Source organism: Bacillus sp. GS3m_15504, assembly GCF_055825275.1.
In genome coordinates, this window is record NZ_JBVVNL010000002.1 from 48,801 (window position 1) to 61,727 (window position 12,927).

14 protein-coding genes are annotated in these 12,927 nt (G+C 32.2%); 10 read left to right on the forward strand and 4 right to left on the reverse strand.

Features of this window, described 5'->3' with window-relative positions:
• The first annotated feature begins 1 nt into the window (after position 1).
• From AC0L0O_RS19860 to pseI, 8 genes are all read left to right on the forward strand, one after another.
• Positions 2 to 1,405: a CDP-glycerol glycerophosphotransferase family protein gene (locus AC0L0O_RS19860; protein ID WP_473785950.1), complete on the forward strand. Its 1,404-nt coding sequence runs from the start codon at positions 2 to 4 to the stop codon at positions 1,403 to 1,405.
• Between the two features lie 229 nt (positions 1,406 to 1,634).
• Complete coding sequence (locus AC0L0O_RS19865) at positions 1,635 to 2,660, forward strand: SDR family NAD(P)-dependent oxidoreductase (protein ID WP_473785951.1); 1,026 nt, start codon at positions 1,635 to 1,637, stop codon at positions 2,658 to 2,660.
• Positions 2,657 to 3,619 carry a dTDP-glucose 4,6-dehydratase gene (locus tag AC0L0O_RS19870; RefSeq protein ID WP_473785952.1) on the forward strand — a complete coding sequence of 321 codons (963 nt, stop codon included), beginning with the start codon at positions 2,657 to 2,659 and terminating at the stop codon, positions 3,617 to 3,619. Before AC0L0O_RS19865 ends, AC0L0O_RS19870 begins: the two co-directional genes overlap by 4 nt.
• A complete protein-coding gene (gene pseC, locus AC0L0O_RS19875) occupies positions 3,619 to 4,824 on the forward strand; it encodes a UDP-4-amino-4,6-dideoxy-N-acetyl-beta-L-altrosamine transaminase (RefSeq protein WP_332279797.1) in 1,206 nt (401 codons plus the stop codon). The genes AC0L0O_RS19870 and pseC overlap by 1 nt, the downstream gene beginning before the upstream one ends.
• Entirely contained in the window at positions 4,825 to 5,820 is a 996-nt protein-coding gene (locus AC0L0O_RS19880) for a cytidylyltransferase domain-containing protein (protein WP_473785953.1), read from the forward strand.
• Between the two features lie 39 nt (positions 5,821 to 5,859).
• Complete coding sequence (gene pseG, locus AC0L0O_RS19885) at positions 5,860 to 6,960, forward strand: UDP-2,4-diacetamido-2,4,6-trideoxy-beta-L-altropyranose hydrolase (RefSeq protein ID WP_473785954.1); 1,101 nt, start codon at positions 5,860 to 5,862, stop codon at positions 6,958 to 6,960.
• A gap of 1 nt (position 6,961) precedes the next feature.
• Positions 6,962 to 7,522: a UDP-4-amino-4,6-dideoxy-N-acetyl-beta-L-altrosamine N-acetyltransferase gene (gene pseH / locus AC0L0O_RS19890; RefSeq protein ID WP_332298306.1), complete on the forward strand. Its 561-nt coding sequence runs from the start codon at positions 6,962 to 6,964 to the stop codon at positions 7,520 to 7,522.
• Positions 7,515 to 8,564 (forward strand): pseudaminic acid synthase, encoded by a 1,050-nt coding sequence (pseI, locus tag AC0L0O_RS19895; RefSeq protein ID WP_473785955.1) that lies wholly within the window; start codon positions 7,515 to 7,517, stop codon positions 8,562 to 8,564. Before pseH ends, pseI begins: the two co-directional genes overlap by 8 nt.
• 240 nt (positions 8,565 to 8,804) lie before the next feature.
• Here the strand turns inward: pseI and AC0L0O_RS19900 are convergent, their stop codons facing one another.
• From AC0L0O_RS19900 to AC0L0O_RS19910, 3 genes are all read right to left on the reverse strand, one after another.
• Positions 8,805 to 9,782, reverse strand: a complete 978-nt coding sequence (locus AC0L0O_RS19900) for a CgeB family protein (protein ID WP_473785956.1) — start codon at positions 9,780 to 9,782, stop codon at positions 8,805 to 8,807.
• Between the two features lie 31 nt (positions 9,783 to 9,813).
• A complete protein-coding gene (locus tag AC0L0O_RS19905; RefSeq protein ID WP_088120800.1) occupies positions 9,814 to 10,059 on the reverse strand; it encodes a CGEA protein in 246 nt (81 codons plus the stop codon).
• Positions 10,060 to 10,234: 175 nt separating this feature from the next.
• Positions 10,235 to 10,468 carry a CGEA protein gene (locus AC0L0O_RS19910; RefSeq protein WP_473785957.1) on the reverse strand — a complete coding sequence of 78 codons (234 nt, stop codon included), beginning with the start codon at positions 10,466 to 10,468 and terminating at the stop codon, positions 10,235 to 10,237.
• A 143-nt stretch (positions 10,469 to 10,611) separates the two neighbouring features.
• Here AC0L0O_RS19910 and AC0L0O_RS19915 point away from each other — a divergent pair, with 143 nt between their 5' ends.
• Entirely contained in the window at positions 10,612 to 10,677 is a 66-nt protein-coding gene (locus tag AC0L0O_RS19915; protein WP_371746632.1) for a YopX family protein, read from the forward strand.
• A gap of 1,451 nt (positions 10,678 to 12,128) precedes the next feature.
• A complete protein-coding gene (locus AC0L0O_RS19920) occupies positions 12,129 to 12,356 on the forward strand; it encodes a hypothetical protein (RefSeq protein ID WP_283730913.1) in 228 nt (75 codons plus the stop codon).
• A gap of 11 nt (positions 12,357 to 12,367) precedes the next feature.
• Here the strand turns inward: AC0L0O_RS19920 and AC0L0O_RS19925 are convergent, their stop codons facing one another.
• Positions 12,368 to 12,634: a hypothetical protein gene (locus AC0L0O_RS19925; protein WP_000404243.1), complete on the reverse strand. Its 267-nt coding sequence runs from the start codon at positions 12,632 to 12,634 to the stop codon at positions 12,368 to 12,370.
• Positions 12,635 to 12,927 lie beyond the last annotated feature (293 nt).

Genomic DNA, 12,927 nt, shown 5'->3' on the forward strand with positions numbered 1-12,927 from the left:
ATTGAGTGACATTTATTTGAAAAATTACTGGTTATTAAATCTAGAGTATATAAATATTTTTTCCGAGTTAAAGCATTATAACATTCCTTTACCATTAATGAGTAATTTTTATCAATATTTAGATGCAGATGTAAAAAATAAAATGAAAGAAAATAATTTTTATAAGCAATTGTCAATTGAGCCTATAGAGGAAACACAGTTACAGTTAGAGTTTGAAAAAATAATGTCATCATTTCAATCAAAAATAAAAAGAAAAAATCGAAATGGAGCGATCCTCCTAAATTCAGATTATCTCCGTTTTTCAGTAAGTAACTTTACCCACTTTAATCCAAATCAAACAAAGATATTAACAAGATCAAAAAAGACAGAACTTTACGGTCTTCCTACAATTTGCGCACCAGATTATGTAAATAAAGCCTCTAATACCGCACATGTTTTCATAGAAAAAGCTAAAGAACTCTTTTTAAAGTTTAATAAACACCCACTATTATCAAACATGTTTTTTCAAAAAAAATTACTCAGCGATCTTCCTATCATGATTGAGAAACTTAATATGGCTTATTTTATTTTTAAAGAACAAGATATTTCTGGTGTGATTGTTGGTACTACGGAAGATATAACAAGTAGAGCTCTTACTTTTCTTTCTAGTAGTGAGGGGATACCAAGTTATTGTCTGCAGCATGGTGCAATAATGGGAGAAGAAGCATACTTTCCGGTTTTTGCATCAAAACAGGTCGTATATGGGAAATATGAAAAAGATTGGTACCTTCAAAAAGGGGTCAGTCAATCTCAAATTGAGATACTAGGGCACCCCAGATATGATGATATCTTCGATAGAGCATATATGGATAAAAAAACTATTTTTAATAAATTAAAAATAGACCCCTCTACAAAAGTGGTTTTTATTGCAACTCAGCCATTTAAAACTTCATTTTATATTGAACTGACAGAAGAATTAGTGAAAGACAAAAATATTACGGTTATTATAAAGCCTCATCCTTGGGAAAAAGGGCGTAACCTAGTGGGAGAATATATTAGGTTAAGTAACGTATATCCTAATGTTAAATATATAACAAATGAAGTGAACATGTATGATGTTATTTTACATGCAAATCTTGTGGTTATCTCGAATTCAACAGTAGGGTTAGAGGCAATGTTATTAGATATACCTGTAGTTGTTTATAAATCGTTATTAGAAGATAGAGATTATAAATATTATGATTCATTAGATTGGCTTGTAATTCACTCTATGGAGGATATGCTTAGCGCGGTTGAAACAATCCTAAATGATTCTTCACAATCAAATCTAGCGAAAGAAGTAAGAAGAAAATTTATAAATGAAAACTATCCGCAAGAAGCATGCACTAAAAAATTGATAAATTTAATTCAAAGTGAAAAAGATTGAGTCCATCATCACTTATTTATTTTTGAAGTAAGGGATTCCTAAAACAACACCATATTCTCAGATTTCAATGATCAATATGTAACATGAATTTGCAATGAAAACGTATGTTTCAATATACAAAAGCTAGTTTATCTCTCACTTAATTGTTTGCCTATAGAACTACACACAAATTGAGGGAGAGATTGTTCTTGGCTAAAAGTTATTTTAATAAGAGGAGGTATACATTTCTATGTTTTTTAAAGATAAAAACGTTTTAATTATTGGCGGAACAGGAACAATTGGAAAAAGTATTCTTTCTAATGTTCTACAGGAAAAGCCAAAAGTTGTAAGGATTTTTAGTAGAAGTGAATATAATCAATTTTTATTACAAGAAGAATTTAGGGGAAATAATCAAAATATTCGTTATTTAATCGGGGATATTCGCAATTATGATCGATTATTTAGTGCGATGGAAAATATTGATTATGTGTTCCATGTGGCAGCGATGAAGCATGTTTCTTTTTGTGAATATAATCCGTTTGAAGCTGTTTTGACCAATATTTTTGGAACACAAAATGTAATAAAAGCCGCAATTGCACAGAAAGTAAAAAAAGTGATTTTTACAAGCTCTGATAAAGCAATTTCACCAACAAATAATTACGGTGCAACAAAATTGACTGCTGAAAGATTGATTACGTCAGCGGAATATTCAAAAGGTTCGAGTGAGACTATATTTGCAAGTGTTCGTTTCGGAAATGTTATGGGGTCAAGAGGTTCTGTTATTCCCTTATTTGAAAAACAAATTAAAGAAAACCAAAAAATAACTGTAACGGATCTTAGTATGAGTAGGTTTATGATGACACTGAACCAAGCAACTATGTTAACAATGGAAGCAATGAAAATAGCAAAGGGTGGTGAAACTTTTATATTAAAAATGCCAGTTATTTCATTAAACGATTTAAGTGAAGTGATGATAGAAGAAGTCACAAAGTTATATGGGTTGCCCAAGGAGAATATTAAAATTGAAGAAATTGGGTTAAAACCTGGTGAAAAAATGTATGAAGAACTTATGACACATGATGAATCTTTACAGGCTTTTGAATTACCAGATATGTTTATCATTCCTAGCCCATTAAAAAAGGGTACTCAATATGAAAATGCAAAAAGGGCGAAGGCAGGGTTTTACCGTTCTGATAATCAAAATGCTATTTCAAAAGAAGAGCTTAGAAATTTAATATTAAACCAGCAACTATTAACAGGAGGGGAGAAACTATGAAAATATTAGTAACTGGTGGTGCAGGTTTTATTGGTAGGTGGGTTGTAAAAAGATTATTGCAGGATAAGCATGAAGTATGGATATTAGACAACTTAGCAAATTCAACTACTGCAAATATTACCGAGTTTGCACACGATCTAAATTTAAAACAATGCATTCAAGGAGATATTAAAGATAAAAAATTAGTTGCTCAATTATTTGAAAATAATTCATTTGACCTTTGTTATCATTTAGCAGCGAGTATTAATGTTCAAGATAGTATAGACGATGCTAGAACAACTTTTGAAAATGATACAGTAGGTACTTTTAATTTGTTAGAACAATGTCATAAGCATTATGTCAAAATGGTCTTTATGAGTACGTGTATGGTGTACGATAAAGCTACTAATCTACAAGGAATATCAGAATTAGACCCGATTAAACCAGCTTCTCCATATGCTGGGTCAAAAATTGCTGCTGAAAACATGGTTTTATCTTACTATTATGCTTACAAGCTGCCAGTTGTGGTTATTCGTCCATTTAATACGTATGGCCCATTCCAGAAAACTGGTGGTGAAGGTGGGGTTGTTGCTATTTTTATAAATAATAAATTAGATAATGTACCACTAAATATTTATGGAGATGGGAAACAAACGAGAGATCTTTTATATGTTGAAGATTGTGCGGATTTTGTTGTGGCAGCAGGATACTCTGCAAAAGCAAATGGCCATATTATTAACGCTGGAACAGGACAAGATATATCCATTAATAAATTAGCAGAATTGATTTCGGGAAATAAAGTAAGTATTCAACATGTAACTCATATCCATCCACAAAGTGAAATCCAAAAATTATTATGTAACTATGAAAAAGCAAAAACAATATTAAACTGGGAACCGAAAGTTTCTTTAGAAGATGGAGTTATTAAAACAGAAGAGTGGATTAAATCTTTAAAAATTACCTCTAAGGAGACAGAGTAATGGTAAGAGGAATCCTCGGTATGCATGGTGGAAAGCCTGTCAGAGAAACATATTTACCATATGGTCAGCAACAAATTGATGAATCTGACATTCAGGCGGTTGTAGATGTATTAAAAGGGGATTTTTTAACAACAGGGCCAATGATTCAACAGTTCGAGAAGGCTATAGCGAAATATGCGGGAGCAAAATACGCTGTTTCCTTTTCAAATGGTACAGCCGCATTGCATGCTGCCTGCTATGCAGCTGGCATAACTGAGGGAGATGAAGTAATTACAACTCCAATGACATTTGTAGCAAGCGCTAATTGCGTATTATACCAGGGTGGAAAGCCAGTATTCGCTGATATTGACTATGAAACATACAACATTAGTCCTAAATCTATTGAGGAAAAGATTACAAACAAAACAAAAGCCATCATTCCCGTACACTTTACGGGCCAACCTGTAGAGTTAGATGCAATAATAAAAATTGCAAGAGAAAATGATTTAATTATCATTGAAGATGCAGCCCACGCATTAGGAGCCACATATAAAAATAAAAAGATTGGTTCAATTGGTGATATGACAATGTTTAGTTTTCATCCAGTGAAACATATTACTACAGGAGAGGGTGGGGTCATTACTACAAATAATCCACTGTTTTATGAAAAACTTGTTCAATTTCGTACGCATGGAATTGAAAGGAACCCTCAAAAACTTCTTGAAAATCATGGGCCTTGGTATTATGAAATGCAAATCTTAGGTTACAACTACAGAATAACAGATATACAAGCTGCTCTTGGCTTATCACAGTTAAATAAATTAGACTCTTTTATTAAGATTAGAAAGAAATATGTAGACATCTATAATAAAGAATTTAGTTGTCTATCTGAAATTATCATACCAAAGCAATTACCCCAAACCGAATCAAGTTGGCATCTTTACATTATTCGTTTAAATACTAAATTATTAAAGGGCAATCGAAAAGAAATTTACGAGGCCTTACAAAAAGAAAATATCGGTGTGAATGTGCACTATATACCCGTATATTTACAACCGTTTTATCAAAATTTAGGTTATAAAAAAGGCATTTGTCCACAAGCAGAAAACGTATATGAGGAAATCATTACGCTGCCTCTATTTCCTAAAATGACAGAAGCTGATGTATGGGATGTAATAAAAGCAGTGAGAAAAGTTCTTTCGTTTTATAGAGTTGCTAAACATTAAGTGAAAGGGGTGTTATTAAGATTGCAAAATGAAAAATTGTTAAAAGCTGTTACAAAAGTTTATATTAAAAAAGGAGAGATTATTACAGCTAATAAAGTAGCTATGGAACTAGATGTTTTTGAAAATGCACTGAACCAGATTGAAGCAGAGGAATTGTTACCTCAGATAGCTTTATATAATTTGCCTGCAGGTACCCCATTATCAAAAGAGGTTATTGAACCTCCAAAAGTAGTAATAATTGTACTTTGCCGGTTAAAATCTACTAGGTTACCTTTAAAGGCATTATTACCAATACACGGAATTCCTTCCATTGAAAGATGTCTTATAAATACATTAGCTATTCCAGGAAAACATCAGGTCATACTTGCTACTTCAGATATTGCACAAGATGACCCTTTGGAAAAATTTGATTTAGATGGGAAAGTTAAGGTTTTTAGGGGTGATCCAGAAAATACCGCTGATCGCATATTCCAAGCTGCAAAACAAGAAAATGCAAATATTGTAATACGGATTACCGGAGATTGCCCAGTTGTATCACCAGAAATTAATAATTTTTTACTAAATCAACATTTGAAAAGCGGTGCAGACTATACCCAGGCAGAGTTAAGTACGTTGCCTGTCGGAACAGCAGGTGATATTTTTACTTTAGAGGCAATCGAACGATTGCTACAAACCCCAAAAACTTTAACCTATACAGAATACCTTCCGTTTTATTTTATTAATAATCCACATTTGTTCCGGGTCAATATAGTAAAACTCCCTCCACCATTTTGTTACCCTACTTGGAGGTTAACATTAGATGAACAACCAGATTTAGATATGTTCAATGAACTTTATAAAAGTCTGAATGTAAAATCTAAACCTTTATTTTTTCATCAAATAAAAGATTACATCCTTCGAAATCCTGAACTTATTCAAATTAATAGTCATGTGAAATTAAAATGGGCAAATCAACAATCATTAGTAGATGAACTAAATAGAGAAACGAAATTATAAATTAATAAATTGTAGCGCTTTTAGTGAGGAGGGAGTAACTTGCTTGAGAAAAAAATTGCCTTTCGCGCCGACGCATCTATTGAAATAGGTACCGGTCATATTATGCGTTGTTTAACACTGGCCCAGGTATTACGGGATAAAGGGGCTCGAATTTATTTTATTTGTCGTAAGCTGCAAGGTGATTTGCATCAATATATTTTAAATAAAGGATTTCATGTGTTTTTATTAGATGCAGATGGTGAAAATACGAATTTCTTAAGTACAGTACACGGGAGTTATTTAAATTGGCTAAAATATCATTGGTTTGTTGATGCACAACAGACCAATGATATTTTGTCGCAACTTCCCAACTTTGATTGGTTAATCGTGGATCATTATGGATTAGATAAAAAGTGGGAGTCTGGTTTAAGAAAAACTGCAAGAAAGATTATGGTAATCGATGACCTTGCAAATCGAATGCATGACTGTGATTTATTACTAGATCAAAATTTATATGATAACCTAAATACTCGCTATAAAGATTTATTACCAGAGCAATCATTAATGAAATTAGGACCTAAATATGCCATATTACGACCAGAGTTTCATGCTGCTAAAAAATTTTTAAGAAAAAGAACAGGCGAGATTGAACGCATCCTTGTATTTTTTGGGGGGCATGATGCAACGAATGAAACATTAAAAACATTAAGAGCTATACAAAATATAAGTAGTGATACTTTAAAAGTAGATGTAGTAGTAGGAAGTCAAAATCCCCATAAAGAAGAGATTGAATCTTATTGCAGGAGTATTTCTAATGCCTCATTCTATTGTCAAATAGAGAATATGGAAGAGTTTATCGTACGAGCGGATTTAGGGATAGGAGCTGGTGGCACAACCACATGGGAACGCTGCTTTCTTGGATTACCTTCTATAACAATTACAACTGCTCAAAATCAAATAGAAGTAACTAGGGCTGTGGCAAACGCTGGAGCTACATGGAATATTGGTACAGCTGAAAGTGTTTCGGATGAAACGATTACGAAATGTCTAAGCAAGCTTTTATCAAATTCTAATATAGTGAAAGAAATGTCTAATAAAGCTCTTTCTATACAGTGTGCCAGTAATTCAGATGAAATAGCAAAAATTATTTTAGGAGGATAGCATGTTAGATATAGGGGATTTTCAATTAAAAAGTTTAGAAAAGAATGATTTAGAACTTATTTTAAAGTGGAGGAATACAAAAGAAATTCGTTCGGTTATGTATGAAGATCATGAGATAACAATAGACGAACATTTAAAATGGTATGAAAAACTAGTAATGGACGATACAAAGGTTGCAAGATTATTAACATATAAAGAAAAGCCAATTGGATTTGTTAATTTTACAAAAATAGATGAAATGAATCAGACTTGCTATTGGGGATTTTATATAGGTGAAAAGGAAGGCGTAAGACGTGCTGGAACTGTATTAGGTTTATTAGCATTAGACTATATATTTGAAACAAAAGGCATACACAAAGTATGTGCAGAAATAATAGAATCAAATCGTATCAGTTTAAACTTCCATCAGAAACTTGGCTTCCAAGAAGATGGAAGATATGCAAACTATATTTGCAGGGATAATGATTATATGGATGTCATTATAATGACCCTGTTTCATGAACAGTGGACGGAAAGGAAAGAAACCATAAAAAAAGAACTTGAAGGTGAAAAAAATGAGTAATATATATATCGGAGGTAGAGAGATTGGCGATAGCTTGCCACCATTTATAATTGCAGAAATGTCAGGGAATCATAATCAATCATTAGATAGGGCTTTGCAAATTGTAGAAGCAGCTGCAGAGGCTGGAGCACAGGGATTTAAAATTCAAACATATACACCTGATACAATGACTTTAAATATAGAAAACGGTGATTTTTTAATTCAGGATACGAACAGCTTATGGAAAGGTAAATCACTTTATCATTTATATAAAGAAGCATATACACCATGGGAGTGGCATAAACCAATTTTTGATCGCTGTACAGAATTAGGAATGATACCATTTAGTACGCCATTTGATGAAACTGCTGTAGATTTTCTAGAATCTTTAAATGTTTCTTGTTATAAAATCGCATCTTTTGAAAATACTGATATTCCCCTCATACGTAAAGTAGCTGCAACAGGAAAACCAATAATCATTTCGACAGGTATGGCTTCGATTGCTGAATTAGATGAAACAGTAAGGGCTGCGAGAGAAGAGGGATGTAAAGAATTAATTCTATTAAAATGTACAAGTACGTATCCTGCATCACCAAAATCTACAAACATAGCTACCATACCTCATATGAAGGAGTTATTTAAATGTGAAATAGGTTTATCTGATCATACACTTGGAGTAGGGGTATCTGTAGCAAGTGTTGCTTTGGGGGCCACAGTAATTGAGAAACATTTAACACTCTCGAGGTCTGACGGAGGTGTAGACGCTGAATTTTCAATGGAACCTGCTGAATTTAAATTATTAGTAAGTGAAACTGAAAAAGCATGGGAATCTTTAGGTAATGTATATTATGGACCAACTAATTTAGAAAAAGATTCTTTAAAGTTTAGAAGGTCATTATATGTTGTAGAAGACATAAAAGCGGGAGAAGTATTCACGAATGAAAATATTAAAGCTATTAGACCAGGTAATGGTTTATTGCCAAAACACTTATCCAAAATTCTCGGAAAGAAAGCGAGTAAGAATATCAAAAAAGGAACACCTATTTCATGGGATTTAATTTGATAGAGTATACTGAAGTACTAATAGGAATTCATTTCAAGTATGTAGTAGTAAACATGTTAGCTTGTGCTAACCGATATGCATCTCCTATTTATTTATCGGTGCAATCACACCTTCAGGAAAATTAAGGATGGGGTCTTCTGGCGGAAAAAGATAAATTAAAATGCCTTTTCATAAAATTAAAAAGGCATTTTAATTTATTCAGAATGATTATAAAAGAAAAGAAATTTTTAATTTAATAAATCAATTAAGTTGTGATTGTAATATAGTCGTTATAAAATTGATTCTCTCATGAAAAGTATGTTGTGTAATAACTTTTTTGTAAATTTTTTCGACCATCAATTCTTTTGAAATCGTATCATTTAAATGAAAAGATGTTTTATTTAAACAGTCTTCAAAGCTGTTATAGGATATAATTTCATCTTTATTGAAAAAAGATGAAAGATCAGATTTTTCTTCAATAATTTGAAAGCCTTGGCAAGCTGCGATATCAAATGTACGATTATTAATGGTATTACTTTTTACTCTATTTTTATTTTTATTCTGTGGAAACAGATAACTACGATGAGGATTTAATATAAGACTAGCGTTATTATAATAGAACGCAACTTCTTGAGGTGGAATCCATTCTTCTATAATCTTAATTCTTCGGTGATTTTTCCATTTTTTAATTAACTTATTTCTCCAGTGTTGACCAATAACAGTATAGTGATAAGGAGTTTTTTCTAAAAGAAACTGTATCAATTTTACTCGGGTTGGATAAGGGTACCCAATGAACAATACTTCACTTTTATATTTTGAATTTTTTAGACCAGGTTTAAATACATCTATATTAGTTGCTAAGGGTAAATGATATACATTGGTATATCCTAAAGCTGTGTAATATTTAAGTGCTTCGCTATCAATAGTAAATATAAAATCAAAGTTATTTAATAGAGGAAGAGAAGTATCTATATAAAATGGGTCCTCAGTTAACCAGACAGCTAATTTAATATTCCTTTCTTTAAAATATTGAACTGCTTTTTGCGGTAGATAATTACCTAATAAGGTGAAAACAATATTAGGATGAAAAGTTGCTGTAATGAAATCCAATTGCTCTATTAATTCACTCGGCTGTACTGCTAACCATTCGAAATTTTGATTGATAAGTGTTTCCTGTATGCTTTGATCTAGATATTGATAGATTTTTGAGTAACCAGAAGTAATGTATAAGAGTTTCATATTTCAATCCCTGCTTTAGGTATAAAATATATTATGAGCTAAACGTAACACTTTCTATTTCTTTACAACTGATTTTAGTAATACTTATAGTCGGAGGAGTAATTGAATTTTCCTCCTCTAATGTGACGATACAAGTATTAGAATTGAAATTTGTAAAAACAGCAGGTCCAATAATATTTCCAGATTTACCAGTCACAGTAACGACTTCGCCTGGTTGTAAATTTTTAAAAATACTACATACTCCACCTGAACAACGAAATAAATTGCATAAGAACAAATTTTTCCCTCCTTTAAACAATATACTGTATCATATGAAAGTATGTAGAAGGATGTGTAGACAAGTAACCTTTAGAAGGGGGAAGAAATTTAAATTAAAGAATATTATTGAAATAAAAAAAGACATTCTAATGAATGTCTTAATTATAGATCGAACTAAAACCATTTGAATCATCTTAAGGGGTGGTTAATGTAACGCTTTCTATATCTTCACAACTTATGAATATAGTATTGGTTGAAGAGGGGGTTAGCACATCTTCTTCAACAAAAATCACCGCACAATTTTGCGGAATGAACTGTGTAAAAGTAGCAGGACCAATAATTTGACCGGATCTAGTAGTAACTGTAACAACCGTTCCCACTGGCCATGAAGAGAATATAACACAAGCTAAACCTTTACATGCTGCCATATTAAACCCTCCTAACTCTAATTTTTAATAATGTAGTAGATTCCAAATATTTTATATTGTATGGGGTAGCAGTATGAAGCGCTTGGACTATTAGAAGTCACCTTCCGGTTTTATCCCTTCATGATTAATATGGTAACTGTGAAATACTACGATACGCAGGTTTAAAAAATAAAAATGGTAAGGAGGTTTACGAGGAAGATATTGTGTGATTTATTGATTAGCTATTCCAAGGTCCAAATGATGAATGGAATTATAAGATAGGATGTAACGAGTACATGGAGTTATGCTACACGGTATTTGATTAGGATAAGATAGAAGGCTTAAGTTTTCGGCAGCATTTATGGAAATTCAGAGTAACTAGAAAAATAAATAAAATTCTTATTTGCGCGACTTGTTTTCTTATAAGTGTGCAAATACGAAATAGGAGGGTTATCAATTTAATGACAACAACTGTTCGACTGAAAGTAGGAATGAAAACCGTCAGGTTGAGCTGAAACTACTTATCTAATACTCCTACATGCAAGGCGTGATAGTAATCACAAATTGTATGAAGCTAGATGAAGTCGGCTGAACAAAACCTAATTGAGAACTCGTATGGTAATGGATAGGTCGGGATGCTACAAAATATCTATGGTGAGAATGTCCAAAATAACGGACTGGCAAACTTGCGAACGTACGGGTCTAAATTATTAATACATTAGAAATGTGTATGTCGTCAAGGAAGACGTTATCTACCGAAAAGTAAGAGTAAATAATATGAGATTCGGAACATCTAACGATGAGGATGTAAAGATAACAGGCTTAAAGTAAGCACCTAAGGATATATGTATAGCTAAGTCAATCGGAACGTGGTAAGCAAGAAACTGTCACTAACGCCTACTAGGAGACAGATGTATATAAGGTTCTAACGAACCAAAATTGCTTTATTCTTCACAGTACCAACGAGGCATGTAACAAATGTGGAGGGATAGTCCCTAATCTTGTTCGTTGAAAGCTAAATCAACTATATGTAACTCACAGAATCGAGTAAGATGATTGGACTTTTAGTAAGAAAAGGGAATGAATACATAGGTGAGTACAACATTGTTTGTAATCTAGTTGCTTTAGCCTAAAAGGATAAGATGGGACGCTGCAAGCAATGAAAGTCGCACGTAAAGTGTTAAGCCGGGGAATAGATGGAGATAACTTCAAATTTTTACCTATCGCAACGATATCTAAATTGTATATGTAGAAAGGAGCACCTAATTAAAGTGCTCCATAGGAGATTGATTATAAATGTCTGTTCATTAACTATTATTATGTTTATTTTATCGAATGGTGAAAAACTTGGACAAAAACTTCATTTTGCACAACAAAGCAGCTAGTTAATAAAACTAACTGCTCGTTGTACAAAAGAAACGCTACGCTTACAGAAATAATTTGTAACTTTAAGTTACAGAAATAGTATCAACAGGGTTAAAAATATTATTCGGAAATGAAAGATAGCTAAACAAAAACTTTATTTTAAAGCTGCACTTCGGTGATGGATTTTGTGTTATTTATATAAAACGATAATTATGATTTTTGTAGAATAAATAAGTCGGAAGAGGTGGGAAAATAATACTATATATGGATATGAAAACATTTAAAATGCGTGAAAAACGTTTAGTAGAACTATTAGGTGCAAAAGTACTATGGGAATTTGATCAGTGCTGTAACAGAGGAAATTGAAAAGCAGGAATTAGAATCTACAGCAGATTTACTAGAAGATCTATTCATACATGTGAAAGAAACCATCCAAATTCAAAATATGAACAAGAGCATAACAAAAGCCCCTGTAAAAACAGAGGCTGATTGTATAAATAAAGATACAATATTTATGAAAGCGTATGTAGAATTAATTAATTAATCATAAGTTTTTTATTTTTGAATTAGCTGTAGAGCTTTCATCTGTTCTAAAAGAATCAAATTGTTTTGTTCAATCATCTTTGCTACAGCTTCAAAATGAGCTTGATTCTCAAGAACTTCAATCTGCTTCTCTTTAGGGAGTGATTGAAGTATTTCTTTTATTTCTTTACACTCGTATATGTTATTCTCCGAGTCTTCAATTAATTTATTGCGACGGTTGGTGTATTCAAGTGCACCTAAAGTCGCTAATGCACGAGGATCTAATCCTAGAATTTCCATGTATTCCTCTCCTTTCCTCTACAAATAATTCGATAGGGGAAAGGGGATTCCTTTAGTAATTTGGTTGAGTCTTTATACAGTTATATAAATTGTTAATGATTAGTGGACATGTTATCTAGCAGGAACGTAGGAGAAATAGAGTAAAAAAATCCTTAAAGATAATGAGAAGAAAGGAGAATCCAGTAAAATACACTCACTTTCCCTAAGTAATCTTCATATGAAACGATTATTTACTTTTATTATAGATTTTAAATTAGATTCTTTGATGAAGAGTAGCTAGATATATGGAATAG

Bases quoted from the DNA above. Each gene is read 5' to 3' on its own strand.
- AC0L0O_RS19925 (WP_000404243.1), bottom strand. From the start codon at position 12,634: ATGGAAATTCTAGGATTAGATCCTCGTGCATTAGCGACTTTAGGTGCA.
- AC0L0O_RS19865 (WP_473785951.1), top strand. From the start codon at position 1,635: ATGTTTTTTAAAGATAAAAACGTTTTAATTATTGGCGGAACAGGAACA.
- AC0L0O_RS19900 (WP_473785956.1), bottom strand. From the start codon at position 9,782: ATGAAACTCTTATACATTACTTCTGGTTACTCAAAAATCTATCAATAT.
- AC0L0O_RS19910 (WP_473785957.1), bottom strand. From the start codon at position 10,468: ATGGCAGCATGTAAAGGTTTAGCTTGTGTTATATTCTCTTCATGGCCA.
- AC0L0O_RS19870 (WP_473785952.1), top strand. From the start codon at position 2,657: ATGAAAATATTAGTAACTGGTGGTGCAGGTTTTATTGGTAGGTGGGTT.
- pseI (WP_473785955.1), top strand. From the start codon at position 7,515: ATGAGTAATATATATATCGGAGGTAGAGAGATTGGCGATAGCTTGCCA.
- pseH (WP_332298306.1), top strand. From the start codon at position 6,962: ATGTTAGATATAGGGGATTTTCAATTAAAAAGTTTAGAAAAGAATGAT.
- pseC (WP_332279797.1), top strand. From the start codon at position 3,619: ATGGTAAGAGGAATCCTCGGTATGCATGGTGGAAAGCCTGTCAGAGAA.